At 66.1% G+C, this 25,483-nt stretch carries 28 protein-coding genes; 17 read left to right on the top strand and 11 right to left on the bottom strand.

Features of this window, described 5'->3' with window-relative positions; all coding sequences use genetic code 11:
* Nucleotides 1–271 precede the first annotated feature (271 nt).
* From ACFWY9_RS30565 to ACFWY9_RS30525, 9 genes are all read left to right on the top strand, one after another.
* Nucleotides 272–604 (top strand): hypothetical protein, encoded by a 333-nt coding sequence (locus tag ACFWY9_RS30565; RefSeq protein ID WP_378340500.1) that lies wholly within the window; start codon nt 272–274, stop codon nt 602–604.
* A 10-nt stretch (nt 605–614) separates the two neighbouring features.
* Nucleotides 615–779, top strand: a complete 165-nt coding sequence (locus ACFWY9_RS30560) for a hypothetical protein (protein ID WP_378340499.1) — start codon at nt 615–617, stop codon at nt 777–779.
* Nucleotides 780–870: 91 nt separating this feature from the next.
* Nucleotides 871–1,275, top strand: a complete 405-nt coding sequence (locus ACFWY9_RS30555; protein WP_378340498.1) for a hypothetical protein — start codon at nt 871–873, stop codon at nt 1,273–1,275.
* A 3-nt stretch (nt 1,276–1,278) separates the two neighbouring features.
* Complete coding sequence (locus tag ACFWY9_RS30550; protein ID WP_378340497.1) at nt 1,279–1,794, top strand: hypothetical protein; 516 nt, start codon at nt 1,279–1,281, stop codon at nt 1,792–1,794.
* 11 nt (nt 1,795–1,805) lie between these two features.
* Nucleotides 1,806–2,243, top strand: a complete 438-nt coding sequence (locus ACFWY9_RS30545) for a hypothetical protein (protein WP_378340496.1) — start codon at nt 1,806–1,808, stop codon at nt 2,241–2,243.
* Nucleotides 2,237–2,569, top strand: coding sequence for a hypothetical protein (locus ACFWY9_RS30540; RefSeq protein ID WP_378340495.1), 333 nt, complete (start codon nt 2,237–2,239; stop codon nt 2,567–2,569). The genes ACFWY9_RS30545 and ACFWY9_RS30540 overlap by 7 nt, the downstream gene beginning before the upstream one ends.
* Before the next feature lie 197 nt (nt 2,570–2,766).
* Entirely contained in the window at nt 2,767–3,255 is a 489-nt protein-coding gene (locus tag ACFWY9_RS30535; RefSeq protein ID WP_378340494.1) for a hypothetical protein, read from the top strand.
* A gap of 67 nt (nt 3,256–3,322) precedes the next feature.
* Nucleotides 3,323–3,847 carry a hypothetical protein gene (locus ACFWY9_RS30530; RefSeq protein WP_378340493.1) on the top strand — a complete coding sequence of 175 codons (525 nt, stop codon included), beginning with the start codon at nt 3,323–3,325 and terminating at the stop codon, nt 3,845–3,847.
* Nucleotides 3,848–4,143: 296 nt separating this feature from the next.
* A complete protein-coding gene (locus tag ACFWY9_RS30525; RefSeq protein WP_378340492.1) occupies nt 4,144–6,951 on the top strand; it encodes a DNA polymerase in 2,808 nt (935 codons plus the stop codon).
* Nucleotides 6,952–7,261: 310 nt separating this feature from the next.
* Here the strand turns inward: ACFWY9_RS30525 and ACFWY9_RS30520 are convergent, their stop codons facing one another.
* Nucleotides 7,262–8,317, bottom strand: a complete 1,056-nt coding sequence (locus ACFWY9_RS30520) for a hypothetical protein (RefSeq protein ID WP_378340491.1) — start codon at nt 8,315–8,317, stop codon at nt 7,262–7,264.
* Nucleotides 8,318–9,741: 1,424 nt separating this feature from the next.
* Here ACFWY9_RS30520 and ACFWY9_RS30515 point away from each other — a divergent pair.
* Nucleotides 9,742–10,203 carry a hypothetical protein gene (locus ACFWY9_RS30515; RefSeq protein ID WP_378326453.1) on the top strand — a complete coding sequence of 154 codons (462 nt, stop codon included), beginning with the start codon at nt 9,742–9,744 and terminating at the stop codon, nt 10,201–10,203.
* Nucleotide 10,204: 1 nt separating this feature from the next.
* Here ACFWY9_RS30515 and ACFWY9_RS30510 read toward each other — a convergent pair whose 3' ends face one another.
* Together ACFWY9_RS30510 and miaB are read right to left on the bottom strand one after the other, a co-directional pair.
* On the bottom strand, nt 10,205–10,684 hold the full coding sequence (locus tag ACFWY9_RS30510; RefSeq protein WP_378340490.1) for a hypothetical protein: 480 nt from the start codon (nt 10,682–10,684) through the stop codon (nt 10,205–10,207).
* Nucleotides 10,684–12,165, bottom strand: a complete 1,482-nt coding sequence (gene miaB, locus ACFWY9_RS30505) for a tRNA (N6-isopentenyl adenosine(37)-C2)-methylthiotransferase MiaB (RefSeq protein ID WP_378326455.1) — start codon at nt 12,163–12,165, stop codon at nt 10,684–10,686. Before miaB ends, ACFWY9_RS30510 begins: the two co-directional genes overlap by 1 nt.
* A gap of 54 nt (nt 12,166–12,219) precedes the next feature.
* Between miaB and ACFWY9_RS30500 the strand changes: the two genes are divergently transcribed.
* Nucleotides 12,220–13,155: a TAXI family TRAP transporter solute-binding subunit gene (locus ACFWY9_RS30500; RefSeq protein ID WP_378326456.1), complete on the top strand. Its 936-nt coding sequence runs from the start codon at nt 12,220–12,222 to the stop codon at nt 13,153–13,155.
* A 114-nt stretch (nt 13,156–13,269) separates the two neighbouring features.
* On the opposite strand, the gene ACFWY9_RS30495 is transcribed toward ACFWY9_RS30500, so the two are convergent.
* Together ACFWY9_RS30495 and ACFWY9_RS30490 are read right to left on the bottom strand one after the other, a co-directional pair.
* Complete coding sequence (locus ACFWY9_RS30495) at nt 13,270–14,658, bottom strand: sensor histidine kinase (RefSeq protein ID WP_378326457.1); 1,389 nt, start codon at nt 14,656–14,658, stop codon at nt 13,270–13,272.
* A gap of 4 nt (nt 14,659–14,662) precedes the next feature.
* Complete coding sequence (locus ACFWY9_RS30490) at nt 14,663–15,325, bottom strand: response regulator transcription factor (protein ID WP_378326458.1); 663 nt, start codon at nt 15,323–15,325, stop codon at nt 14,663–14,665.
* Nucleotides 15,326–15,671: 346 nt separating this feature from the next.
* On the opposite strand from ACFWY9_RS30490, the gene ACFWY9_RS30485 reads away from it, so the two are divergent.
* From ACFWY9_RS30485 to ACFWY9_RS30465, 5 genes are all read left to right on the top strand, one after another.
* On the top strand, nt 15,672–16,400 hold the full coding sequence (locus ACFWY9_RS30485) for an amino acid ABC transporter ATP-binding protein (protein ID WP_378326519.1): 729 nt from the start codon (nt 15,672–15,674) through the stop codon (nt 16,398–16,400).
* A gap of 55 nt (nt 16,401–16,455) precedes the next feature.
* On the top strand, nt 16,456–17,364 hold the full coding sequence (locus ACFWY9_RS30480) for a transporter substrate-binding domain-containing protein (protein WP_378326459.1): 909 nt from the start codon (nt 16,456–16,458) through the stop codon (nt 17,362–17,364).
* A gap of 94 nt (nt 17,365–17,458) precedes the next feature.
* Complete coding sequence (locus ACFWY9_RS30475; RefSeq protein WP_378326460.1) at nt 17,459–18,106, top strand: amino acid ABC transporter permease; 648 nt, start codon at nt 17,459–17,461, stop codon at nt 18,104–18,106.
* Between the two features lie 76 nt (nt 18,107–18,182).
* Nucleotides 18,183–19,052 carry an amino acid ABC transporter permease gene (locus tag ACFWY9_RS30470; RefSeq protein WP_378326461.1) on the top strand — a complete coding sequence of 290 codons (870 nt, stop codon included), beginning with the start codon at nt 18,183–18,185 and terminating at the stop codon, nt 19,050–19,052.
* 229 nt (nt 19,053–19,281) lie between these two features.
* Nucleotides 19,282–20,016, top strand: a complete 735-nt coding sequence (locus tag ACFWY9_RS30465) for a class I SAM-dependent methyltransferase (RefSeq protein WP_378326462.1) — start codon at nt 19,282–19,284, stop codon at nt 20,014–20,016.
* Nucleotides 20,017–20,069: 53 nt separating this feature from the next.
* On the opposite strand, the gene ACFWY9_RS30460 is transcribed toward ACFWY9_RS30465, so the two are convergent.
* Nucleotides 20,070–20,396, bottom strand: coding sequence for a hypothetical protein (locus ACFWY9_RS30460; RefSeq protein ID WP_378326463.1), 327 nt, complete (start codon nt 20,394–20,396; stop codon nt 20,070–20,072).
* On the opposite strand from ACFWY9_RS30460, the gene ACFWY9_RS30455 reads away from it, so the two are divergent.
* Complete coding sequence (locus ACFWY9_RS30455; protein ID WP_378326464.1) at nt 20,391–20,732, top strand: hypothetical protein; 342 nt, start codon at nt 20,391–20,393, stop codon at nt 20,730–20,732. The two genes, ACFWY9_RS30460 and ACFWY9_RS30455, sit on opposite strands and share 6 nt — an antisense overlap.
* A gap of 3 nt (nt 20,733–20,735) precedes the next feature.
* On the opposite strand, the gene ACFWY9_RS30450 is transcribed toward ACFWY9_RS30455, so the two are convergent.
* The 5 genes from ACFWY9_RS30450 to ACFWY9_RS30430 form a co-directional block, all read right to left on the bottom strand.
* Complete coding sequence (locus tag ACFWY9_RS30450; protein ID WP_378326465.1) at nt 20,736–21,428, bottom strand: YoaK family protein; 693 nt, start codon at nt 21,426–21,428, stop codon at nt 20,736–20,738.
* Between the two features lie 42 nt (nt 21,429–21,470).
* Nucleotides 21,471–22,223 carry a succinate dehydrogenase/fumarate reductase iron-sulfur subunit gene (locus ACFWY9_RS30445; protein WP_378326466.1) on the bottom strand — a complete coding sequence of 251 codons (753 nt, stop codon included), beginning with the start codon at nt 22,221–22,223 and terminating at the stop codon, nt 21,471–21,473.
* A gap of 76 nt (nt 22,224–22,299) precedes the next feature.
* Complete coding sequence (locus ACFWY9_RS30440) at nt 22,300–24,216, bottom strand: fumarate reductase/succinate dehydrogenase flavoprotein subunit (protein ID WP_378326467.1); 1,917 nt, start codon at nt 24,214–24,216, stop codon at nt 22,300–22,302.
* Between the two features lie 58 nt (nt 24,217–24,274).
* A complete protein-coding gene (locus ACFWY9_RS30435) occupies nt 24,275–25,093 on the bottom strand; it encodes a hypothetical protein (protein WP_378326468.1) in 819 nt (272 codons plus the stop codon).
* Nucleotides 25,090–25,377 carry a hypothetical protein gene (locus ACFWY9_RS30430; RefSeq protein ID WP_378326469.1) on the bottom strand — a complete coding sequence of 96 codons (288 nt, stop codon included), beginning with the start codon at nt 25,375–25,377 and terminating at the stop codon, nt 25,090–25,092. The genes ACFWY9_RS30435 and ACFWY9_RS30430 overlap by 4 nt, the downstream gene beginning before the upstream one ends.
* Nucleotides 25,378–25,483 lie beyond the last annotated feature (106 nt).

Raw genomic sequence — 25,483 nt, 5'->3', positions numbered from 1 at the left:
GCGTGGCGTTCATCTGGGTCGGTATCCACGGCTACCAGGGCGCGGGGCTGCCGGGCGTCATGTCCACGATCTTCGGAGCGATTGACAAGGTCTGATGACATCACCGAAGCCAGTTCCGCCGGAGAAGGCGGGCGGAGCGAAGCACGCGAAAGCCCCTGTCAGTAAGCGAGAACAGCGCGAGCTAGGCCAGCAAGGAATCCCATCGAAGGTCACCGCGGGGCGGCCCAAGCGTCCACAGAGGACACAGCCGACCCGGCGGCGGACACGCGGCTTGCTGGCGCCGAAGGCGGGCAACGCCCGCGCGGTGAAGGTCGAGTTTCTGGTTGGCTTGGCGCTGCTCTTGCTGGCACCGATCGGGAACAAGGACCTGAAGTTTGATACCGGCTATGTGAAGCGTCTTGTGGCGTATGCGTTGCTGTTCATGTTGCTGTTCCCCATGTCTCAGGCTCGGAATCCGGGGGTGTCCCGTACGGCCTCCGCCGTGGGAGGGCTGTTCCTGCTCACGATGGTGGTGTACTCGCCGACGAAGGGGTTCGCCGTGGACTTCGTCAAGCTCATCAACACCGTCATTGCCAAACTTCAGCCGAAGATGGCGTCTGCATAGGGAGATACACGTGTCCAAAGTGGCCGATTTCCTCGGTGGCGCGCTGATTGTCGCCGGAATTTTCGTTCTCGTCCGTCCCGGTTCCCAGGGGCCAACCCTCGTTCAGAACGTCGGCAACGCCGTCAACGGCGTCTTTACGGCGATCACCGGCGGTGGCACCTGGTCCGGGAAGTAATCGCAACGGAGGTCTACTCGTCATGGTGCCGCACCGAAAAACCCCACCGCTGCCGTACGCGCGTCCGTCCACACCGTACGACCCTCGCAACGTGTCCTCCGGCGGACGCCCGTTCGAAGGGCGCTTCCGTGCCACCAACAAGTCCGTCACCCCTGGCGGATACGAAAACAACACGCTGTTCTACAAGACGCGCGGACCGTTCTTCGTCGTCGGGAACTCGTTCCCCATCCCGGATACCATCCGGGAAAGCGAACTCGAACCCATCCGCCCGAGTATGCGCATGGCCACCGGCTCACACCGAGTATGGGTCGGCACATCCCGCTCCCGCTGGAACGGAGACCACACGTGGCTCCGGGACCAGGTCGTGGACGCGAAGCAAATCGGAACCCAGAAGGGCGGAATGCGAGCCGCGCGGCTGAACCGGTTGACGGTGCAGGAATACCGGGGTCAGAGCTATTCCCAGACCACCCGCGTTCTCGGCGCCCGGGGAGCGTGACCCATGGCGCCGGAGGTCAGTGGAGCGTTCCTGTCCCGGGAGTACGCGGGCATTCCGATGTGGGGGTGGATCATCGGCGGAGTGGCCGGGCTGTATGGCGTCACGAAGCTTCGGGGCTCCGGCGGAACTCCTGCACCGACCGGGCGCGTGGCGAACCAGAACGGCGACGGACCCGGCAACATTTTCTTCCTACCCAACGCACCAAATCCAATTCAAGTCAATCTCCCAGGCGGCACTCGCGGCGACGCGAACACCGGCCGGGAAGAAATCCCGCTGGACAAACTCAATCAGCTCAGGAAACCAGGCCAGCCGGTACTGTCCATTCGCGCCTTACAGGGCGAGAGTTGGAAGGATGTCACCGCGCGCGCATACGGTTTCGGCAAGGACTACGCATCCGTCACCGACCCAGCGGCGCGGGCGCGTATCGACTCCGTTTCCGAGTTCATCAGGAACTTCAACAACCGACCGGGAAGCAGTGGAGACGGCCCCGGAGCTGGGTCCACTGTGTACTTCGACTGAGGAAGTGAGCCATGGCTGAGGCGTCGTTTCTGACCCGGCAGCACGGCCCGTTGCCGATGTGGGCGTGGATCGCCGGGGCGTCCGTCCTAGCGGTCACCGTCGCCGTCACCCGTGACCGACGAGCCGCAGCCCCGAACGCGGCCAACGGCTCACGCCGCCGCAGCAACAGCGGGAACCGCGCAGCCCCGAACGTGTACTACCTCCCCGACTACCCGAACCCCCTGATCATCACCGTGAACCGGCAGCCGGGAGCCGGGGACAGCACCGGGCAAGGTGCGCCCCCGCCAGGGCCGCCCCCGACGGCTCCGGCGCCCCGTGTCGTGCCTTCGGGGCTCGATCACACTCTGTCGAGTCTCGCGACGCACTTCGGGGTGGAGCTGGGCGCGGTGACGCCCCCGGCCGCCGTCGTCAACCCCAACCTGATGACCCCGGGCGGTGACGGATGGTGACGAGCGATCAGCGCGGAACCCTGGACACCACGATCTTGCTCGTCGGCATGGCGTCCGGTGTGTTCGCTGGCTTCGCCCCCAGCTGGTTCACCGTCGCCAGTCCGTTCTTCCATGAGCAGGAAGCCCGCCCGGGGAACATCAAGCGCATCAGGTGGGCGGAGGTGGCGGGGAGCGTGATCACGGTGGCCATGGGGTGGGCGCTGGCGCACGACGCGAGGTCCGCGAAGCCGCTGATCGCCGCCGTCCTGATCTCCGCCGTCTTCACTGGCGGCTATGAGTACATGATCAGACATCCCGCTACCGACGACCCCGTCGCCGACACGTAGTGATCCCGTCGTAATTCGGTCTCCATCCGCGCCCGATTCCCGCCATACTTCCGGCGGCTGATCGGGCGCGGATCTGCATATATAGGCCACGAAATTTAGTCGCAATTTAGATGCAATTCGACCTGCCTCTTTTCCGGCTGCGCGCGTTGTAGCGTCGTGACTGTAAGCGGACCTCGCCGCATGAAAGGACAGTCAGCATGGCGGGAAAGAACGTCGCGAAGAAGACGGTGAGCATCAACGAACTCACCGATGTGAAGTCCTGGGATGACGCCCTCACGTTTCTACAAGGTGAGGGAATCGACGTCGTTTCCGCTTCCGACGTGGAGGAATTCCTAGGTGACGGCTTCACCTATGTCGAGAAAAACGCGCTCATTAACATTCCTTTTGTCATCCTTCAGGTGAATCGGATCATGTCCCCGAGTTACGACGTCCCGATGACGACGATCCGGGCCATGACGGCTACCGATAAAAAGGTTAAGTTTGTCGACTTCAGCACGGGCGTGAATGAAGAAATCACCTCATTCGAAGAACGGTCCGGCCGGTCCGCCGTCGGACTTGTCGTCAAGCGAGGGTTGCGCGTCTCCGAATACGACGTGTGTGACGAGTGCAAGCGAGCCCAGTGCACCGAGCACCCGGACGCGAAGCAGATCAAGGCGAGCACCTTCTATCTGAACATGGAGGAATGACCAGGGTGGGGAGCTGCCCGGCGGCTCCCCACCCTTCTCGTCCACGTTCGCAACAGAAGGGATAGCCATGGCACGCCGCGATTGGGACTCGCTCAGTGACAACTATCGCAAGAGACTCGAACGGCACGGAATCACCCGCGAGCATTACCGGCGGGGCGCATCCTTGTCCGCCGCACGCGGGCACAAGAACACTCCGGAACGCCCCCTTGATCAGAGCGCCACGGTTCCTCGGAAATATGAACGCTGGTACAACGAGCGTTACAACCGGCCCATTCTCATGCTCACCGATGAGGGTGAGAAGTGGCTGGTTGGTGTACCCCGAAATCAGCGGTCAATGATCGGCTCACACTGGAACGCCACGCGTTCTTATCTGTTCAACACGCCGATGCCGAAGGCGCGCTTCTGGACAGGCAACACGCTCGACAATCTGAATTTTTTCAAGGGGAAATACGTCACCGCGGCCGAACTGGAAGCGGGCGGAAACGTGCACGCTGTAAAGCGGCACGGGTTCATGGTTGAGCCTGAATCAGTCGAACAGTGGACGCAATCCGACACGATTGACTTCGACAACGTGTACTCGGAGGCGTCGTGAGCGAGCGACGAGAGCGCCACCATATCGCCGGACGCGCCTACGGGGACGAAACCGTGGATCTATGCGTACCGTGCCACAAACTCGTGACACGGTGGCAGCGAGCCGCCGGAATCAACCTCCGAAAGGACGCGCCGAAGTCCGAACGCGCCATGCTCCGGGCGCGGCTTGTCGGAACCGCGTTGACCGCCGAACTACTGTGCCGCTTGTACGGCCGGATCGTGTCGCGGGTACTCGATGACGAAACCTGGTCCCCGTCGCCCACGTACCGCCGTGACCCCGGTATTGGAACTTAGACTATGGATGAAGAAATCATCGTTTTCGACACAGAAACGACGACGGACGAAGTTCAAAAACTCCTCTTCGGTGCCTTCCGCTACGGACTCCGGCACAGAGGAAGAATCCATTGGTTAGCCGAAGGACTGATCTACGCCGACGACCTACCTGAAACGAACGCGGAAGGGTACGCGCAATTGGTCCGGTACGCCCGGACACACTACAAGGCGGCGAACGTCAACCTGAACTCATTCGGACCGCGCGAACCTGACTGGCGACTACATCTGATGTCACGATCGGAATTCGTGGAACGGTGGATCTGGAAAATCGCCTACCTTCGGCAAGGGCTCATCGTCGGATTCAACCTGCCCTTCGACCTGTCTCGAATAGCAATCGACGTCACCGACGCGCGGGGATCGTTCACGGAAGGGTACTCGTTCCAGCTCTGGAAATACGGAATGCGCCCCAACCTCAGGGTGAAACACCTGGACAGTAAGCGTGCATTCATCGGGTGGGCACTGTCGAACATTCCCGACGCCCCCAAATTCAGAGGAAAATTTATCGATCTCCGAACCGCTGTCTTCGCCTTGACGGCGTCCGGACACTCTCTCGATTCTGCCGCCGCACTGTTCGGATGCCAGACCAGAAAGGCAGTACCGGCAGAGCACGGCGTCATCACTGCCGACTACATCGACTATTGCCGGACGGACGTAGCCACGACGTCGGAACTCTACGAACGCGTGACAGCGGAATACGCCCGGCATTCCATCAACAAGCCGCTACAGGACCTGTACTCGCCCGCCACCCTGGCAAAGGGCTACTACACGGCCATGGGCATATCCCCACCCATGGAGAAGTACGACGTGGACGAGAACGTGATTGGAGCCGTCGCGTCCACGTTCTACGGCGGACGCACCGAAACACGTATTCGCCACGTAGACACCCCCGTCATGCTGTTCGACTTCACGTCGATGTATCCCACCGTCAATGCCTTGATGGGTCTCTGGCAGCACGTGACGGCGGCGGAAATGACTGTGGTGGACGCGACCGACGACGTGCGGCAACTCGTCGCCGAAATCACGCTAGACCGGTGTTTCGACCCGGCAGTTTGGAGGAATTTCGTCGGCGTCGTGAAGGTGCTTCCCGATATGGACATCTTCCCGGTTCGCGCACGGTATGGAGGTGGCGCGTCGTCAAACATCGGAGTCAACTTCCTGACCTATCCCGAAACGTTGTGGTACTCCATTCCAGACGTGATCGCGAGTACCCTACTCACCGGCAAGGCGCCATTAATACAAAAAGCCGTTAGGTTCGAGCCGGCGGGGGTCGAGAAATTGCGTCCAGTAAGTCTCCGCGGTGACATTATTATTGACCCCGAAGGCGCGGATTTCTTCACCTGGGTAATTGAGCAACGAGCCCGAGTAAAGACATCCAACCCACCCCTCGCCGACTTTCTTAAGATGCTCGCGAACGCCGGTAGCTACGGCATTTTCGCGGAAACCATCCAAGACGAATCACTCGGCGAACGCACCGTAGAAGTCGCCAGCGCACCCGACGACCCGTGGAAGGTCCGCGTACGCCACCCAGAGCGGCCCGGCCGGTTCGCGTGGCCCCCAATCGCCACGTGCATCACCGGCGCGGCCCGGCTCATGCTGGCCATGCTGGAACAGCTCGTGACCGACGCTGGCGGCTCCTGGGTGTTCTGCGATACCGACTCCATGGCCATCACCGTCGCCGGAACGGACATGCCCGGGTTGCCCCGGGACACCATCGTCCAGCTTGCCCGCCGGTTCGACGCGCTCAACCCCTACGCCCCGGAGGTGATCCCACACCTACTCAAGCTGGAATTTGAGGGGTGGTGCCGCTCGATCAGCTCGAAACGCTACGCACTCTGGAACGACCAAGGAATCGTCAAAAGCAGCGAACACGGATTGGGACACCTACGCGGCCCACACCGAGGATGGAAACGAGAACTGTGGTCGCACATCATCGGGCACACTCCAGAGCCCGTGTGGCTCGATATGCCAGCACAGTCACAATGGACAGTGAGCACGCCACGGCTGTACAAGACGCTGGACGTATGGAATTCGGGCTTGCCCTACCGCGACCGCATCAAGCCGTTCAACTTCCTCTCCGCCGTCTACGTCCGCCGGGAACACAAACCCCGACTCCGGCAAGGAATCCGAGGATTCCAGCTAGTCACTGGATACCTCGGAGACAAAGAACCGGCAGAGGCGGAATGGCTCAACAAGTACGATCCCGGCGGCCCGCTGTACCGCATCACCAACGAGTTCCAACTGTTCGATGACAGGGTACGAGTCGTCACTTACCGAGATGTGCTCAACGAGTACATCGCACACCCGGAAAGCAAGTTCGAAGACGAGAACGGAAAGAGCGGCCCGCACAGCAAAGGGCTACTCCATCGGCGCCACGTACACGGAGCCGGAGCCGACTACATCGGCAAGGAAGGAAACAAGCTCCGGGAGATTCAACTAGGGCTCATCGATCTCGATGAAGCTCAGTATCGAAACGCGACGTCCAATCAGATTTGGGACCAGGTTCGGGACAACGTGTTTCGAATCCTCGCCCGAAACCTCGACAAGGCGAACGCCGAGTACGTGGGAATCACCAAAGACGCCTACTCGCGCATTAAGCGTGGAATCGCTAGGCCGCACCCACGACACCGGGACAGATTCCTCGCCCTCGCCGTTGAACTCGCGTGCGAGGACCTTGGGAGAAGCCCGAAACTTATCAAGGACCGGCGGACGCTGTTCGCAGAGTGGCACGTTCGCAAACACAACCCAGACACGTCGAAGCCTCCGGAGAATTGAGCGAAAGCATGATCGAAGAAATCGCCTTGGATCTACTGTGCTACACGGCCATTGCGTTACATTGCACGATCCGACACGAACTTGTAGTAGCCAGGAACGAGGGTGGCGACTGGTTTCTAACTCTCTGCGATTCGGACTGCCCACACCACTTTGAAGTGAACCTTCGAATAGACCCCGGCACGATCTCAAACCTTGAACTGTTCGCGCTCATGTGTGGCGTAATGTGGGATCAGGCGGCAAAGCTGCAAGTAGGAGTCAACGGGCTCACCATCACATCCGCCGAAGGGTCGTTTACCGTCTGCACTGAGCTTTAACGTTCATTCGGCTCTCGTGAAATTGGTTCGTCAAGGGCGACGCGAACCCAGTTATCCGCCCATTGGGCAGTGCGTTGGGATTCGGGCATGAGTTTTAGACCTTCGGCAATCTCAAGTCTGGCCCTGTCTTGCTGACCTAGCAACCAGAGGGTACGACCGCGTTCAAGCCCCCATAGTCCATTCGTGTACCAGTACACATAGTCCGGGCGCTCTATTTCAGACGTACGCTCTGCGTCCTTGTCAGCTTTGGCAAGTTCTTTTTGCGCTTGGTAGGCTTCGCCGTTTCCTGCATAGATTTGAGCTCGCTGATATCTGTCGTACACCGGAATTATAGGGTGGGCCCGACTTTCGCGAAGTGATGCTTCGGTAAGGCTTGCGGCTCCATTGAACCTCTTGGAAAGTAGGGATATGTATCCTTTGAAGCTTAAGCCCAACGAAAGGCGGTTGGGGTCGTCTGCTTCCACGGCAAGAGAGATCGCGCGGTCAAATCGACTATCTGATTTGCGCATATTTCCGAGAGCGACCTCTAGCCAGCCGAGGTACTGCTCAATTTCGCTGAGGAGCCCGACGGCGACGGTTCGAACGTCCCCGTGAGCATTGTGTGCTAGGCGGTCGACTAGCTCTGCTTGAGCTTTGACCGTCGGTAGCACTTCGCCCGCACTGGTCGCATCTTCGAGACGTCTGAGGCTCGCCACGACTCCCCGAACGGCGTGCACTGCCGTTAGGTCAGTGGCAATCAGGCCGGAGGCGGCTTGCCGGATTCGTTCCTCCTCCGGGTTCTTGACGAACCCTAGATCGTGTTCGTCGGCGTTCAGCACTGCACACAACGCCGCCCGGACCGGATCGCGAGGGCAACGCACTTCACCCCGCTCGATCTTCCCCAAGTGCACGGCGTCGAAGGGGTGGGGGCGTTGCTTCTCTTCGTGCTCGCCGATCCACTTCACGACGAGCGAGGCGAGCTCCGTCCGTCCCATCGACATGCCGGGATAGAGACGTGACGGGGTCGCCTCGCGGGCACTGACAAGGCGGGCGTTCGGTACCAGATCAGGCACCGGTCAAGTGTAACTTCCTGCATCTTCCTAACTGAGTTCCCTACTCAGAGTGTTCGCACCTTACGACGCTGAGTCACATGAACCCGCCCGACCACATCGACTCCCACCCCGAACTAGTTCGCTTGCGGACCCACAGTGGCCAACCGTGGACCTTCGTTACCGTGCCTTCTCGGGGGCGCCTCCCAGAGCTAGGGCTAGGCACGTGTCTCTGGACGCCGCTTATGTGTCTCGACACGATCCAGTTCGTATCCCACTTCGTCGCTCACGCTCGCTGCAACGCCGACGCGTTCGCGTGCCGGACGGAACCCGGGTCGGGGGTCGTATGGTCGCTGAGCGGCCCCCTCTGCCAGCTCGTTGACGCCCTGCTTGAACTCCCGGAGCCCCCCACGCGGCCGACGTTCAGCGTGGTCGTGAACGAGTCGTGATCAGGCGGAGAAGACGACTCCGGACCGGGAGGCGGGCGGCGGCTCTCAGCGAGCTACGAGACGCCCTGGGGGCTCTGCCGTTGGCGAAGCTGCCAGCGGCCGGACATGAACCAACCCGCGACGCTCAACACCTGGTGTACACCCTGGTCGTTAACCTCCGCGATCTGTTGAAAGACGCTCGGAGACTCTCGCGGCGGCACTCACCCGCCCGGCATCTGGTCAACGAGGCTCATCTATTCGTAAGCACCTTCCTGGACGCATGGCAAGACCGCGACGTCACAACCCGAGAGCTGTTCCAGCTCTACAACGTCATGGCACGCCGCCTCGATGTCCTCGCGACCCGGTTATCTCAGGTCGCGGACCTGATGGTGGTGGTCGAACAACCGAACGAAAGCGGCCCTAAACACGTCAACGGCCGGGTGACGGGACGGCAGCCCCCCGACGTCCCCGACACCGGAAGCTCACGGCGAGGGAACAGCCCTCGCCACGGAGAGTGAGAAGGGAGGTATCCCGCCAAACATCCTCGAACCGAACTCCCTTGAAGCCCCCCGTCCTGGCGCATGGGCGGGGGGCTCGTCCGTGTCCAGGACACACCACGGGGTCGTAGACGTTTTGGTAGGGGCCTAACGTAGTAACCCCCCAACGCACTGAAGGCGTCCTTCAGCGCGTGGACTCGCGACCACCGCACGTGGTCATCTTCCGAGGGGACCCGGACCTGCCGGGAGACACCTTCGGTACGTTCAGCATCAGTGCCAGGTCCGGGTCCACAAAGGACTCACCTGCCGGAATGTCGCCTTACCTCAGGCCCCCACGGACTTGCCCCGCGCCTTTCCGGCGACGTTCAGCGTGACGAGGGCGTTCCTCGGAGCGCGCACCTCGGCAAACCGCGGGTGCGGCTGGGTAATCGCAGGGTGAAAAGGCCACCCGAAGGTGGTCATCGGGCGACTCGTCCGTGGGGTTCCGGGCGCTCTTCCCGGCCACCGGTGGTCTGCTGTGATCATGAACAGACCAACGCTCTCCCGCACCGGGCGTGTGCTGTCCGCCCTCGTGCTCTGCTGTCTCGTCGCCGGGCTCGCCCCGGCGACGGCCGCCGCGGCGACCACCACCGCGACCGCCCCGTCTTCGGTGAACCTGGCCAAGAAGGGCAAGGTGAAGGTCGATGCCAAGCTCGACAAGGCCAAGGTCAAGAAGGGCGAAAAGGTCAAGCTCACCGGCAAGCTCGGCGTCGAGGCCCCGGGCGGGCTGGACGCCATCACCGCCGACGAGCCGCTGATCGTTCAGCAGCAGGTCAGCGCCGGAGCGTGGATCGACATCGCGACGTCATCCTGCCGCCCGAACGGGGGCTTCAGCCTGAGCCTGAGTTTCAGTGTCAGCGCGTCGCTCTCGCTCCGCGTCTACCACCCCGAGACGACCATCTACGCGAGCGCGTACTCCAGCGTGTTCGCGCTCGTGGTGATCTAGCTCAGGAACGCGAGAACGCGGTACGCATCCATTGCACCGCAAGGCAGATCGTCGCGATCCAGGCGACGATCATGCCGATCCCCGGTCCCCCACCGGTCGCGCCGCTGGCGTGCGAGGACTGCTGCGACCAGATGGCCAGCAGCCCGTCCACCGAGGCGAACCAGCCGCCCGCCGCGCACACCCAGGACAGCCACCAGCGCCGGGTCGCCAGCGTCAGCGCGGAGGCGAACACCCCGATCGCGGTCGAGGTCGCGGCGAACAGCTGCGGAACGCCGCCGCCGTGCCCGACCAGCACCTCCCAGCCGACGACCCCGCCGACCCACGGCAGGATCTGGCCGATCAGCAGCACGAACACGAACAACGAGATGGTGAAGCCGCGGCGGCCCAGCTCGACCGTCCGCGCCGCGCGATCGCCGACCTGATCGATCTCGGCGGCCAGTTCCTTCATTTCGGCGGACGATTCGCCGTCCTGCTCGGTCATCACAACGCACATCCGCTCGCCGCGGCGGGCTGAGGCACCGGGGCACCGAAGCCCGGCAGTCCCAGCGTCACGCCGGTGGTTTTCGGCCGTTTCCCGGCCTCGGAGTTGTCCCCCGCCCTGGTCCGCCGGTGGCTGAGCACGTCACCGTCGGCGACCAGGTGATGCGGAGCGCCGTAGGTCACCACGGTCTCCACGACGTCGCCGGGCCGCACCGCGCGGTCGACCGCGGGGCCCGCCGGTGTGAAGTGCACCAGCCTGCCGTCGCGTGCCCGCCCGCTCATCCGGTGCGTCTCGGCGTCCTTGCGCCCCTCGCCCTGTGCCACCAGCAGTTCGACCGTGCGGCCGACCAGCCTGGTGTTCTCCTCCCAGGCGATCGCGTTCTGCAGCTCGACGAGGCGGTCGTAGCGCTCCTGCACGACCTCCTTCGGCAGCTGGTCCGCCATCGTCGCGGCAGGCGTGCCCGGCCGCTTCGAGTACTGGAAGGTGAACGCGCTGGAGAACCGCGACTCGCGCACGACGTCCAAAGTGGCCTGGAAGTCCTCTTCGGTCTCGCCGGGGAAGCCGACGATGATGTCGGTGGTGATGGCGGCGTCGGGCATCGCTTCGCGCACCCGCTCCAGGATCTTCAGGTACCGCGCCGACCGGTAGGAGCGTTTCATCTCGCGCAGCACCCGGTCTGAGCCGGACTGCAGCGGCATGTGCAGCTGGTGGCAGACGTTCGGGGTCTCGGCCATCGCGTCGATGACGTCCTCGGTGAACGCGGCCGGATGCGGCGAGGTGAACCGCACGCGTTCGAGCCCGTCGACGCCGCCGCAGGCGCGCAGCAGCTTGCCGAAGGCCAGCCTGTCCCCGAATTCGACGCCGTAGGAGTTGACGTTCTGCCCGAGCAGCGTCACCTCCAGCACGCCCTCGGCGACGAGCGCCTCGACCTCGGCCAGCACCTCGCCGGGACGGCGGTCGCGTTCCTTGCCCCGCAACGCCGGGACGATGCAGAAGGTGCAGGTGTTGTTGCAGCCCACCGAAACGGACACCCAGCCCGAGTAGGCGGAATCGCGGCGTGCGGGCAGCGTGGAGGGGAAGGTCTCCAGCGCCTCGACGATCTCGACCTCGGCCTTCGCGTTGTGCCGGGCCCGGTCCAGCAACGCCGGCAGCGAGCCGATGTTGTGCGTGCCGAACACGACGTCCACCCACGGGGCGCGTTCGACGATCTCGCCGCGGTCCTTCTGCGCGAGGCAGCCGCCGACGGCGATCTGCAGGTCCGGGTTCGCCGTCTTGCGCGGCCGGAGGTGGCCGAGGGTGCCGTAGAGCTTGTTGTCCGCGTTCTCCCGGACCGCGCAGGTGTTGAACACGATCAGGTCGGGCTCACCGTCGGCGCTCGCGGGCACGTAACCGGCCTCTTCGAGCTGCCCGGCGAGCCGCTCCGAGTCGTGCACGTTCATCTGGCAGCCGAAGGTACGGATCTGGTAAGTACGCGCGCTCATCTCGACGTCGAGGGTACGCGGGGGTCCGCGTCTGGCACGATCCACCCTGTGGTGGTGACGCGACGCGGGCGCACGGTGACGGCACTGGTGACGGCCGTGCTCGCCTGCTGCGCGCTGCTGACCGGCTGCGGGACGGACTTCGACGGGCTCCCCCGGCTGCGCATCGCCGCCGGCAACACCGGCGGCGTCTACGACCAGCTCGCCCAGCCACTGGCGACGGCGTGGGCGCACGACCTCGGCGTCGAACGGCCGGAGATCCAGCAGACCGGCGGTTCGCCGGAGAACGTCGACCGGCTGCTGGCGGGCAAGGCCGACGTCGCGTTCGCGGCCGCGGACGTCGCCGCGGACCGGGCCGCGAAGAGCCCGGACCGGCTCCGCACCCTCGCCCGGATCCACGACGACTACCTGCACGTCGTGGTCCGCGCCGATTCGGCGATCCGGTCGGTGGCGGACCTGCGCGGTCACCGGATCGCGGTCGGCTCCCCGGAATCCGGCGTCGCGTACATCGCCAACCGGCTGCTCGAGGTCGCCGGGCTGCGCACGGACAACGTCCAGCAGCTCGGCCTCACCGCTTCTCTCGACGCGCTAGTCCGCGGCGACATCGACGCGTTCTTCTGGTCGGGCGGCCTGCCGACCCCGGCGATCACGCAGCGGACCCAGGCGACCGGGCTCCGGCTGCTCGACATCGGCGGCCTGCTGCCCCGGATGCACGCGATCAGCGCGGTGTACGGCACCGCGACGATCCCGGCCACCACCTACCACCAGCCGGGCCCAGTGACCACCCTGGTGGTGCCGAACTTCCTGGTGGTGCCGTCGTCGATGTCGGAAGACGTCGCCAAGGCGCTCGTCCGCAGCCTGTTCGACGCCCGGTCGCAGCTGGCGCGGGCGAATTCCGCCGCGCTTTCGATCGACGTGCACCCCGGCATCGAAACCGCGCCGCTGCCCCTGCATCCCGGCGCGCTGCGGTACTACCGCGATCTCAAGCCCTGACCGGTTTCCCGTGCCGCCGCACCGAGGGACGCCTTCGGTGCGTTCAGCGCCAATGCGGTCCTCTGTGGACACAAGCCTCGATCCCCGCGGCGCACGTGGGACTCGCGGCAGCGTTCAAGCAGCGATCGGGAAGGTCATCGAGACGCGCAGGCCGCCGCCCTCGGGCAGATCCAGCTTCAGTTCGCCGTTCGACAGCGCGACGATCTCGTTCACGATCGCCAGCCCGAGCCCCGAGCCAGGGACGTTCTGGTGGGCGCTGCTGCGCCAGAACCGGTCCAGTGCCCGTTCGAGTTCGTCGGGCCGCAGGCCGGGGCCGTGGTCACGGACGGCGAGCGTGACGCGATCGCCGTCCCGGCGCACGGAAACCCGGACCTCGGTGCCGGGCGCGGTGAACTTGAGCGCGTTGTCCAGCAGCGCGTCGAGCACCACTTCGACCCCGCGCGGCGGGACGAGGACGCGGAGCGCTTCGCCCGTGCTCTCCGTTTCGAGCCGGATGTCCCGGGCGGCGGCGACCACCGACCAGTCGGCGGCCCGGTCCTCGACGGCCTCGTCCACCACCACCGGGACCAGCTCGCCGCCGGACGCCTCCGCCCTGGCCATCGACAGCAGCCCGTCCAGGATCTGGTGCAGCCGCCCGGCGTCCACGATGGCGGCCTCCAGATCGGCGGCGGCCGGTTCGTCGTCCACGTGGCCGTCGAGGTTGCCGAGCCGGATCTTCAACGCTGTCAACGGGTTCCGCAGCTGATGCGAGGCGTCGGCGACGAACGCCCGTTGCGCGGCCAGCGCCTCCGACACACTGGCGGCCATCCGGTCAAACGAGCGCCCGAGCTGCCGCAGCTCGGGCGGGCCGCCGCTCTCCCCGGCCGGCGCGGCGTCGCGGCCGCTGACCACGGCGGCGACCAGTTCGCCGGTCGCCTCGTCCAGCCGGTGCACCGGGCGCAGGATCCAGCGCACGACCGGGATCGCGACCAGCAGGGCCAGTCCGAACGCGAGCGTGCCACCCGCGACGAGCAGCAGCCACAGCCAGACGACCTTGGTGCGGGCGCGATCGGTGGACGACACCGTGACGACGGCCCCGCGCACCTCGCCGTCGATGAGGATCGGCTCGGAAAGCACCAGCGGCGCGGCCTTCCACGGGGTCAGCAGGTCGCCGAGCTCGGCCCGCCGCCCGGCGAGCGCGTCGTGCACCGGGCCCGAGACGGCGCCGGAGTCGGCCGGACGGCCACCGAGCGAACTGACGACGATCTGACCGTCCTGGTTGAACACCAGCACCTGGACGCCGTAGACCTCGGTGTAGCGCCGCAGCTGCGGTTCGAGCTGGTCGGGCCGGTTCTCCAGCAGCGGCCGCTGCGCGAGCGAGGCGAACCGGGAGGTGTCGGTCAGCCGGTCGAGGAACAGCTCCTGCTGCACACTGCCCGCGCTGCTCAGCGCCAGCGGGATGCCGAGTCCGAACACGAGCAGCGCGACGAGCGTCAGCACGATGCCCTGCAGCCGGACCCGCATCCGCTCAGCCCCGTCCCGTGCCGAGCCGGTAACCGACGCCGCGGACGGTCTCGATCAGCGCGGGCCTGCCGAGCTTGGTGCGCAGGGTCGCGACGTGGACGTCGAGGGAGCGGCTCTCCGCGGGACCGCGGTGCCCCCACACCTCGGTCAGCACGTGCTCGCGCGAGCACACCGCCCCGCGCGCCCCGACCACCAGCGCGAGGACCTGGAACTCCTTGCGGGACAAGGCGACCGGCTCCCCCGCCACCAGCACCTCGTGCCGGGCGAGGTCGACGCTGACGTCGCCGAGCTCGACCACGCCGCCCGGGCCGGGCTCGCCGCGCCGTCGCCGGACCGCTTCCACGCGGGCCAGCAGCTCTTCGACGTCGTAGGGCTTGACCAGGTAGTCGTCGGCGCCGGCGCGCAGGCCCTGGATGCGGTCGTCGACCTCGCCGCGGGCGGACACCACGATCACCGCGACGTCGCTGACGGCGCGGATCTGGCGGCACAGCACCACGCCGTCGATGTCGGGCAGCCCGAGGTCGAGCAGGACGACGTCGACGTCGGCCACCCGATCGAGTACTCCCGCGCCGGAAGCGAGCCGCGTGATCGCCAGCCCGCGCCGGGTCAGTGCCGGCATGAGCGCGCCCGCGACCCGGTCGTCGTCCTCCACGAGCAGCACCCGCACCCGCCGACCTCCCTGCTACTCCGCCCGGTGGTAGCCGGAAACTCTAGGACGTGCCCGTCCCCGGGGCCCGCGCGGCCACCCGCACCGTCACGCCGCGTGACCGGCGGGCTGTGACCCCGGTAACGCGCCGCCCCGTCCCCGACTAGGCTGAGCAGCGCCGGACGCAGGAGTGCTCGCTGGGGCCACGGCAGCTATCGATACGTACTTGAAACCCTAAGTATTGCTCAAGCCGTCTTTACAAAGCGTCCGGCGGCGGTAGGTTTCCGCCAACGCGTGGTGATCCATGCCGCATTACGGGACGACGGACAACTCTGGAGGCCAGATGACCACGGAGGTGGCGACGCCGATGATCAAGGCGGCCGCCGTGAACAAGTACTTCGGCGACCTGCACGTGCTCCGGGAGATCAATCTCGAGGTTCCGCGCGGCCAGGTCGTCGTCGTGCTCGGGCCGTCCGGGTCGGGCAAGTCGACACTGTGCCGGGCGATCAACCGGCTGGAGCCGATCAACTCCGGCGAGATCGCCGTCGACGGCGTGCCGCTGCCCGCCGAGGGCAAGGCGCTGGCCGCGCTGCGCGCCGACGTCGGCATGGTCTTCCAGTCGTTCAACCTGTTCGCGCACAAGACGATCGTCGAGAACGTCATGCTCGCACCGGTGAAGGTCCGCAAGATCGGCGCCACCGAAGCCCGCAAGACGGCGATGGAACTGCTCGACCGCGTCGGGATCGCCAACCAGGCGGACAAGTACCCGGCGCAGCTATCCGGCGGTCAGCAGCAGCGGGTGGCGATCGCCCGCGCGCTGGCGATGCGGCCCAAGGTGATGCTGTTCGACGAGCCGACCTCGGCGCTGGACCCGGAAATGGTCCAGGAGGTGCTCGACGTGATGACCGGGCTCGCCAAGGACGGGATGACCATGCTCGTGGTCACCCACGAAATGGGCTTCGCCCGCCGCGCCGCGAACCGCGTGCTCTTCATGGCGGACGGCGAGATCGTCGAGGACACCACCCCGGACGAGTTCTTCACCAAGCCGAAGAGCGACCGGGCGAAGGACTTCCTCGGCAAGATCCTGACCCATTAGCACCCTGTCGCGGCGCGCTCGTGCCGTGTCGACCAGAGATACAGGAGAGAGTTACATGAGGATCCGCGCCCTCACGGCGGTAGCGCTCGTCGGCGGTCTTGGTCTCACCATGGCCGCGTGCGGCAAGGAAGGCACGCCCTCCTCGCCGGGTGGCTCCGCCGCGGCGCTGCCGACCTACACTGTCGCGCAGAACGTCGACGTCGCCGGCTCGCCGGTCTTCGCGAGGATCAAGGCCGCCGGCGCGCTGACCGTCGGTGCCAAGGACGACCAGCCCGGCCTCGGCAGCAAGGACGCCACCACCGGCAAGTTCGCCGGCTTCGACATCGAGATCGCGAAGCTGGTCTCCGCGGGTCTCGGCATCGACCCGGAGAAGATCACCTTCAAGACCGTGGACTCCGGTGCGCGTGAGCAGGCGATCGCCAACGGCGACGTCAACTACTACGTCGGCACGTACACGATCAGCGACAAGCGCAAGCAGCAGGTGGGCTTCGCGGGTCCATACTACCAGGCGGGCCAGGACCTGCTGGTGCGCAAGGACGACAGCTCGATCACCGGCCCGGAGACGTTGAAGGGCAAGAAGGTCTGCTCGGTCACCGGGTCGACCCCGATCCAGCGGGTCCGCGACCAGAAGCTCACCGAGCCGGGCGGCAGCATCGTCGAGTTCCAGAAGTACTCGCAGTGCGTCGAGAAGCTGCTGTCCAAGGAGGTCGACGCGGTCACCACCGACGACGCCATCCTCAAGGGCTTCGCCTCGCAGGACTCGGAGAAGCTCAAGGTCGTCGGCAAGCCGTTCTCCGAGGAGCCCTACGGCATCGGCCTGAACAAGGACGACAAGGCGCTGCGCGACAAGATCGACGACATCCTCCAGAAGGCCATCGACGACGGCACCTGGAAGAAGATCTACGACGCCACCCTGGGCAAGTCCGGCTCGACCGCGACCCCGCCCGCCATCAAGCGTTACTGATCCCGTACGCGGCCGGTGAACCTCGCACGGTTCACCGGCCGCCCCACGCCCACCGTCCACCACAACCGTCGGTCACAGCAGCGGGGAAGGCTCCATGAACGTCCTGCTCGACAACCTGGATCTTTTCGGTCCCTTCTTTCTCACCACCATCGAGCTGTTCGCGCTGGCGGCGGTCGGCAGCCTGGTCCTGGGCACCATCCTCGCCATGCTGCGGGTCAGCCCGGTGCCGGTGTTCCGGGGTATGGGCGCCACCTACGTCACGGTGGTCCGCAACACGCCGCTGACGCTCGTGTTCGCGTTCTTCGTCTTCGCCTATCCCCTGCTGGAAATCGTCAAGCTGAGCTTCTTCACCGCCGCGGTGGTGGCGCTGACGCTGTACACCTCGGCGTTCATCTGCGAGGTCGTGCGCTCGGGCATCAACACCGTCCCGGTCGGCCAGGCCGAGGCGGGCCGAGCGCTGGGACTGAAGTTCGGCCAGATCCTGGGCTCGGTGATCCTGCCTCAGGCGCTGCGCTCGGTGGTACCACCGCTGATCAGCACCCTGATCGCGCTGCTGAAGAACACCACCATCGCGGCCGGTTTCTCGGTCGCCGAAGCCGGCGCGATCCGGCAGTACCTCTCCGAGCGGGGTGAGAACCAGTTGGTCGGTCTGCTGTGGATCGCGCTCGGGTTCATCATCCTGGTCGCCGTCCTGTCCCTGATCCAGCGGAGCCTGGAGAAGCGCTGGAGCGTGGCGCGATGAGCGAAGCTTGCGAGCGAATCATGGAAATCATGCGCCAAAAGGAATCCAACACTGTCTCGCGGAGCGAGGCGATCGCATGAGTAACGTTCTGTTCGACGTCCCTGGGCCGAAGGCCAGGACACGGCACCGGCTCTACACCGTCGTCGGCGTACTGGTGATCGTGGCGCTGATCGGGTTCGTGGTGTACCGGTTCGCCGACACCGGCCAGTTCGACGGCCGCAAATGGGAGTGGCTGGAGTACACGAAGGTCCAGGAGGACCTGCTCACCGCCGTCGGCTGGACGCTGAAGGCGTTCGCGCTGGCCGCGGTCCTCGCGATCGTGTTCGGCGCGGTGTTCGCCGCCGGGCGGCTGTCCGACCACGCCTGGATCCGCGGGATCTGCACCTTCGTGGTCGAGTTCTTCCGCGCGATCCCAGCGCTGATCCTGATGTTCCTGTTCTACTACGGGCTTCCGGTGCTCGGCGTGCCGATGACGCCGTTCCTCGGTGTCGTGCTCGGCCTGACGCTGTACAACGGATCCGTGCTGGCCGAGGTCTTCCGCGCGGGCATTCAGTCCCTCCCGAAGGGACAGAGCGAAGCCGCGTACGCGCTGGGCATGCGCAAGACCCAGGTGATGTTCACCGTCCTGCTGCCGCAGGCGCTGCGCGCGATGCTGCCGACGATCATCAGCCAGCTGGTGGTGCTGCTCAAGGACACCGCGCTGGGCTTCATCATCACGTTCCAGGAACTGCTGTACTACGCGCGCTACATCGGCACCCAGGGCGAGTTCGGCCGCCCCATCGTGCCGGCGACGATCGTCGCGACCGTCATCTACGTCGCGATGTGCCTGCTGCTGACCGCGCTCGCGACGTACCTGGAGCGGCGCAACCGGCGCAGCAAGAAGCACATCGAGACGGACAACAAGGCCGAGCAGGTCGTCCTCACCAATGACGCGGGTACCGTCTGACCCTCGCGCTCTCCCGGTGCCCCGGCGGGGGGGGGGGGCGGGGGGCCCGGGGTGTTTCTCCCCCCCCCCCCCCCGCGCCCCCCACCCCCACGGGCCCCCGCGGGCTCTTCGGCAGCGGGGCACCGGTGTTTTCCACCGCCCGCACGGGCCGATCCACCACTCGCACCTGTCGCCCCGTGGATCGGATCGCTAGCGTCGAAGCTGGATCCCACGCGGGAGGAGCGGCCGGATGCCGGACCAGTACGACGTCCTCAACGCGCGTTACGAAGAGGTCAAGCGCATCCCCATCGGACTCGCCGAAACGGCCACCCTGCTCGCGGCGGTGCCCGATCCCGCTGGGAAGTCGGTGCTCGACATCGGCTGCGGGACAGGGTTCTATCCCCGGTTGTTCCGCCGGTCCGGGGCGAACCGCGTGGTCGGTGTCGACGCCTCGCGGGAGATGATCGCGCACGCGCAGCGCCTGGAAGAACGTGATCCGTTCGGGATCTCGTACGAGGTGCACGACGCGCTGACGGTGCCGGTGATCGGCGCGTTCGACATCGTCACCTCGGTCTGGCTGCTCGGCTACGCGGAGAGCGAAGCGGAGCTCGACACCATGATCACCAGGATGACCGCGAACCTGCGCCCCGACGGGACACTCGTGGCGCTGTTCCCGAATCCCGAAGCCGACTGGGAAACCCTCGCGGAGTACGCGCGGTACGGCCTGCACGTCATCGCTCACGGCGAATCGAACGGCCGGACCCGTACCACCGTGCACGTCGACACCGATCCGCCGTTCGACTTCGAATCGTTCTTCTGGCCGCCGGGCGTGGTCGAAGCCGCGCTCGTCCGGGCGGGTCTGACCGACCTGCGGCGTCAGCCGGTGACCGTGCCGCCCGCCGCCGCGGCCGAACGTGGCGAGCAGTTCTGGCGGACCGTAAGGGATATGCCGACTTTCGCCGTCTACAGCGCACACCGAGCCTGAACCGGCGGCACTGTCGTCCTCCCCGCCGCGTCACTCACGTGATCGGCGTGCTGTCAGGTGATCCGCGCGGGCTTGTCCGGCGGGATGCCGAAGGTCGCCTGCCATCCGTGGTACAGGGTCGCCGCCGCCTCGTCCAGTGCGCTGCCGGTGACGGTGGCCTGGTAGAAGACGCGTTCGGTCATCCACACCAGCGCCGACGCGACCGCGGCGGCGTCTAGTGGCCCGGCCCCGGCGGGAACTCCGGCACGCTCGGCGATGCCGCGGAGGGTGCGCCACGCCTTGTCGATCGCCGGAACCTCGTGTCCGTATCCGGCGATGGCGACGTCGATCGGGATGTGGCGCGAGCACGGCACCGTGAGGTCGCCCCCTTCGGCGTGCACGTCATCGCAGTCGCGCCGGGGTCCTTCCGCACCGACTGGGCCGGCCGCTCGATGATCCGCACCGACCGGTCCATTCCGGACTACGACGCGGTGATGAACCCCGTCCGCGAGCACCGTCTCGCCGCCGGCGGTAACCAGCTCGGCGATCCGCGGAAAGCCGCGGAAGCCGTCCTGAAGGTCATCGACGTCCCGAACCCGCCCGCCCACCTGGTGCTCGGTTCCGACGCGCCGCGCCTGATCACCAACGGTCGCGCCGCCGTCGACAAGGAGATCCAGGAGTGGGCCGAGCTGACCCGGTCCACCGACTTCCCGGACGGCGCACAGCTTCCCGGCTGACTCTCAATCCGCCGTCCTGCCCTCTCGGACGCGCAGAACGACGGAGACTGTCACGATCAGCGTCAGGGCAAGTGCGAGCGCGGTCCAGGTCGCGACGTGCAGCTGGAGCAGCCCGCCGACGAGGGCGCCGAGCAGGATCGCGCCGATGACCGTGAGCTTCCGGCCGGGCCGGGATCCCTTGCCACCGGCCACTTTCGCGTCGGCGGCGAGCGCGGTCACGGTCCGGGTGAACACCGTCGTCTGCAGATCGGCCAGCCCGATGTCCCGCGCCGCCGCGTTCTGCAGGCCCATGGCGAACCCGAGCAGCACGATGAGCACCTCGGCGGCGGGACGGCCGGCGCTGCCGAAGACCGCCGAGACCACCACGGCCAGCGTCACCGGGACTGCCTGAAGCATCGTGGCCCGCCGCAGCAGCGCCCGGCCGTGTGCCCGCCGCGAAAGCCGTCCCCCGGCGAACGCGCCGGCGAGGAACGCGGCGATCGCCGTGAGCGAGGGCAGGATCGAGTGACCGACCTGCCCCGCCGCGGCGAAGCCGAAGAACACGATGTTCCCGGTCATGTTCGCGACGAAGACGTCACCGAGGCCGAGGAAGCTGACCGCGTCGACGATGCCGCTCACCACGGTCAGGATCAGCAGCAGGACGACGAGATCACGGGGTTCGACGGGCGGTTCGTCGGCGGGGTTCGGCGCGGACACCCATGCAGTACAACATCATCCGGCGCCGATCTCCCGCCGGCCTCACCGATCCCGGCGGAAGAGCTTGTTGCCCAGCCACACGATGGGATCGTATTTGCGGTCCGCCACCCGTTCCTTCATCGGGATGAGCGCGTTGTCGGTGATGTGGATGCCCTCCGGGCACACGTCACTGCAGCATTTGGTGATGTTGCAGTAGCCGAGGCCGTGCTCCTCCTGCGCCGCGTCCCGCCGGTCGGCGACGTCCAGCGGGTGCATCTCCAGCTCCGCGATCCGCATCAGGTACCGCGGCCCGGCGAAGGCCTCCTTGTTCTCCTCGTGGTCCCGGACCACGTGGCAGGTGTTCTGGCACAGGAAGCACTCGATGCACTTGCGGAACTCCTGCGAGCGCTCGACGTCGACCTGCTTCATCCGGTACTCGCCCGGCTTCAGGTCGGCGGGCGGCGTGAAGGACGGGATCTCGCGGGCCTTGGTGTAGTTGAACGACACGTCGGTCACCAGGTCCCGGATGACCGGGAACGTCCGCATCGGCGTCACCGTGATCACCTCGTCCTCGGTGAACGTCGACATCCGTGTCATGCACAGCAGCCTCGGTTTGCCGTTGATCTCCGCCGAGCACGAACCGCATTTGCCCGCCTTGCAGTTCCAGCGCACCGCGAGATCCGACGCCTGGGTGGCCTGCAGGCGGTGGATGATGTCGAGCACGACCTCGCCCTCGTTCACCTCCACGGTGAAGTCCTGCAGTTCCCCGCCGTCCGCGTCACCACGCCAGACCCGGAAGCTCGCCTTGTAGCTCATGCGATCGCCTCGCTCCGCGAGACAGCGTCCAATCCCTTTTGGCGCATGATATCCATGATTCGCTCGCAAGCGTCGCTCATGCCTGCCTCCCGGGGTGCTCCTGGAGTTCCTCGTCGGTGTAGTACTTCCCGAGCTCGCCGAACTCGAACAGCTCCAGCAGGTCCTGGCGCAGCGGCACCTGCGGCTGCACGACGACGTCGACGTCGGGTACCACCGGGTTCTCCCCCGGTTTCGCGGAACAGACCAGGAGTTTGTTGCGCCACTGCGGATCCATGCCCGGATGGTCGTCGCGGGTGTGCCCGCCGCGGCTTTCCGTGCGCAGCAGCGCGGCCCGCGCGACGCATTCGCTGACCAGCAGCATGTTCCGCAGGTCGACGGCCAGGTGCCAGCCGGGGTTGAACTGCCGGTGCCCCTCGACGGTGACCCGGCCGATGCGCTGGCGGATCTCGGCGAGCTTGGCCAGCGCCTGCTCGATCTCCCCCGCCTTGCGGATGATCCCGACCAGGTCGTTCATCGACTGCTGCAGCTCGGTGTGCAGGCTGTACGGGTTCTCCGCCTGCCCGGAGGCGGGCGGATCGAACGGCGCCAGCGCCGTCTTCGCCGCGGCGTCCACATCGGACTGTTTCACCGCGGGCCGCGTGGTCAATCCGTCCACATAGGATGCAGCGCCGAGTCCGGCCCGGCGGCCGAACACCAGCAGGTCCGACAGCGAGTTGCCGCCGAGCCGGTTCGAACCGTGCATCCCGCCCGAGCACTCGCCCGCGGCGAACAGCCCGGGCACGCTCGCCCCCGCGGTGTCCGGGTCGACCTCGATGCCGCCCATCACGTAGTGGCAGGTCGGCCCGACCTCCATCGCCTCCTTGGTGATGTCGACGTCGGCCAGCTCCTTGAACTGGTGGTACATCGATGGCAGCCGCTTACGGATCTCCTCGGCGGGGAGCCTGCTCGCGATGTCGAGGAACACACCGCCGTGCGGGGACCCCCGGTCCGCCTTGACCTCGGAGTTGATCGCGCGGGCGACCTCGTCACGGGGCAGCAGATCCGGGGTGCGGCGGTTGTTCTCCTGATCGGTGTACCAGCGGTCGGCCTCGTCCTCGCTTTCGGCGTACTGCCCCTTGAAGACCTCGGGCACGTACTCGAACATGAACCGCTTGCCGTCGGAGTTCTTGAGGACGCCGCCGTCACCGCGCACACCCTCGGTGACGAGGATGCCCTTCACGCTCGGCGGCCAGACCATCCCGGTCGGGTGGAACTGGACGAACTCCATGTTGATCAGCTTCGCGCCCGCGCGCAGCGCCAGCGCGTGCCCGTCACCGGTGTACTCCCAGGAGTTCGACGTCACCTTGAAGGACTTGCCGATCCCGCCGGTCGCGAGCACCACGGCGGGCGCCTCGAACAGGATGAACCGGCCGCTCTCGCGCCAGTACCCGAAGGCACCCGCTATCGCGCCGTTGTCGGTCAGCAGCTCGGTGACCGTGCATTCGGCGAAGACCTTGATCCGCGCCTCGTAGTCACCGTGCTCCTTGAAGTCCTCCTGTTGCAGTGAAACGATCTTCTGCTGCATCGTGCGGATCAGCTCGAGCCCGGTGCGGTCACCTACGTGTGCCAGCCGCGGATAGGTGTGCCCGCCGAAGTTGCGCTGGCTGATCCGCCCGTCCGCGGTGCGGTCGAACAGCGCGCCGTAGGTCTCCAGCTCCCAGACCCGGTCCGGCGCCTCCTTGGCGTGCAGCTCGGCCATCCGCCAGTTGTTGAGGAACTTCCCGCCGCGCATGGTGTCGCGGAAGTGGACCTGCCAGTTGTCGTTCTCGTTGGCGTTGCCCATCGACGCCGCGCAGCCGCCCTCGGCCATCACGGTGTGCGCCTTGCCGAACAGGGACTTGCACACCACCGCGACGCTGAAACCCCGTTCCCGCGCTTCGATCACCGCGCGCAGACCGGCGCCACCGGCACCGATCACCACCACGTCGTAGCTGTGCCGTTCGACCTCGGTCATGTAAGTGAGCCACCTCGGGGGACTGGACGCCGTTGTCTTGTCTGGGGATTTTTCCGCGTCAGTTGACGAAACGCAGGTCGGCGAGCGCGCCGCTCGCCACGAGCATCACGTAGAAGTCGGTCAGCACGAGCGTGCCGAGCGTCGTCCACGCGAGTGTCATGTGGCGCGTGTTCAGCTTCGTCACCTGGGTCCACATCCAGTACCGGACCGGATGCCGGGAGAAGTGCTTCAGCCGCCCGCCGGTGACGTGTCTGCACGAATGGCAGGACAGCGTGTACGCCCACAGCAGGATCACGTTGCCGAGCAGGATGATGTTGCCGAGGCCGAAGCCGAAACCGCCGGTCTTCCCGTGGAAGGCCGTGATCGCGTCGTAGGTGTTGACCAGCGAGACGATCACCGCGACGTAGAAGAAGTAGCGGTGCACGTTCTGGATGATCAGCGGCAGCCGCGTCTCGCCGGTGTATTTGGCGTGCGGCTCCGCGACCGCGCAGGCGGGCGGGGAGAACCACACCGAGCGGTAGTAGGCCTTGCGGTAGTAGTAGCAGGTGAGCCGGAAGCCGAGCAGGAACGGCAGCACGAGGAAGCCCAGCGGGATCCAGCCCGGCAGTTCCCCGAACCAGTGGCCGAAATGGCTCGACCCCTCGACACACGACGTCGACACGCACGGCGAGTAGAAGGGCGTCAGGTAGTGGTACTCCGGCACCCAGTACGCCGTGCGCACGAACGCGCGGACCGTCGCGTAGACGATGAAGGTGGCCAGCCCCAGCACGGTGAGCAGGGGCGAGAGCCACCACCGGTCGGTGCGCAGCGTCTTGTCGGCGATCGAGGCGCGCGAGGACGAGCGGACACCGACGCCGTCACGGGCGGGGGCGCTCACCGCTGGTCGCGCTTGTAGCCACCAACGCCTTCGTCGTCGGCGCCGTGCCACAGCGCCGGATCGTAAGGCGTATCGGGAACGGGGACGCGCTCGACGGGTTTCGCCTGCGCGGGCACGGGGATCTGGGCGCCGTCGAGGTCCGCGCTGTCGATGTCGAGCCGTTCGACGTCGTTGGCCAGGCGGCGCACCGCCGAAGCGTCGCCGTAACGGGAGCGCAGCGCGCCGACGCACTGCCGCAACTGACCGATCGTTCGCCGGAGTTCGGCGAGCTCTGTGGTGGACATCGGTAGCCTCCCGGGTTCGGTGGGCCGACAGAGCCGGAGGCGATCAACTCGCCATCACCCGACTCTGCCGCGTGTTGTGCAGTGTGACAAGTAGCACACTAGCCAA

Source organism: Amycolatopsis sp. NPDC059027 (assembly GCF_042739735.1).
Taxonomy (GTDB): domain Bacteria; phylum Actinomycetota; class Actinomycetes; order Mycobacteriales; family Pseudonocardiaceae; genus Amycolatopsis.
Note: the sequence above shows the minus strand (reverse complement) of the source record. Positions and strands in the feature narration are given on the sequence as shown.

Excerpts from the sequence above, each read along its gene's own strand:
- ACFWY9_RS30550 (WP_378340497.1), top strand. The coding sequence starts at position 1,279 with ATGGCGCCGGAGGTCAGTGGAGCGTTCCTGTCCCGGGAGTACGCGGGC.
- ACFWY9_RS30545 (WP_378340496.1), top strand. The coding sequence starts at position 1,806 with ATGGCTGAGGCGTCGTTTCTGACCCGGCAGCACGGCCCGTTGCCGATG.
- ACFWY9_RS30540 (WP_378340495.1), top strand. The coding sequence starts at position 2,237 with ATGGTGACGAGCGATCAGCGCGGAACCCTGGACACCACGATCTTGCTC.
- ACFWY9_RS30535 (WP_378340494.1), top strand. The coding sequence starts at position 2,767 with ATGGCGGGAAAGAACGTCGCGAAGAAGACGGTGAGCATCAACGAACTC.
- ACFWY9_RS30530 (WP_378340493.1), top strand. The coding sequence starts at position 3,323 with ATGGCACGCCGCGATTGGGACTCGCTCAGTGACAACTATCGCAAGAGA.
- ACFWY9_RS30525 (WP_378340492.1), top strand. The coding sequence starts at position 4,144 with ATGGATGAAGAAATCATCGTTTTCGACACAGAAACGACGACGGACGAA.
- ACFWY9_RS30515 (WP_378326453.1), top strand. The coding sequence starts at position 9,742 with ATGAACAGACCAACGCTCTCCCGCACCGGGCGTGTGCTGTCCGCCCTC.
- ACFWY9_RS30510 (WP_378340490.1), bottom strand. The coding sequence starts at position 10,684 with ATGACCGAGCAGGACGGCGAATCGTCCGCCGAAATGAAGGAACTGGCC.
- miaB (WP_378326455.1), bottom strand. The coding sequence starts at position 12,165 with ATGAGCGCGCGTACTTACCAGATCCGTACCTTCGGCTGCCAGATGAAC.
- ACFWY9_RS30495 (WP_378326457.1), bottom strand. The coding sequence starts at position 14,658 with ATGCGGGTCCGGCTGCAGGGCATCGTGCTGACGCTCGTCGCGCTGCTC.
- ACFWY9_RS30485 (WP_378326519.1), top strand. The coding sequence starts at position 15,672 with ATGATCAAGGCGGCCGCCGTGAACAAGTACTTCGGCGACCTGCACGTG.
- ACFWY9_RS30480 (WP_378326459.1), top strand. The coding sequence starts at position 16,456 with ATGAGGATCCGCGCCCTCACGGCGGTAGCGCTCGTCGGCGGTCTTGGT.
- ACFWY9_RS30475 (WP_378326460.1), top strand. The coding sequence starts at position 17,459 with ATGAACGTCCTGCTCGACAACCTGGATCTTTTCGGTCCCTTCTTTCTC.
- ACFWY9_RS30470 (WP_378326461.1), top strand. The coding sequence starts at position 18,183 with ATGAGTAACGTTCTGTTCGACGTCCCTGGGCCGAAGGCCAGGACACGG.
- ACFWY9_RS30465 (WP_378326462.1), top strand. The coding sequence starts at position 19,282 with ATGCCGGACCAGTACGACGTCCTCAACGCGCGTTACGAAGAGGTCAAG.
- ACFWY9_RS30445 (WP_378326466.1), bottom strand. The coding sequence starts at position 22,223 with ATGAGCTACAAGGCGAGCTTCCGGGTCTGGCGTGGTGACGCGGACGGC.
- ACFWY9_RS30440 (WP_378326467.1), bottom strand. The coding sequence starts at position 24,216 with ATGACCGAGGTCGAACGGCACAGCTACGACGTGGTGGTGATCGGTGCC.
- ACFWY9_RS30430 (WP_378326469.1), bottom strand. The coding sequence starts at position 25,377 with ATGTCCACCACAGAGCTCGCCGAACTCCGGCGAACGATCGGTCAGTTG.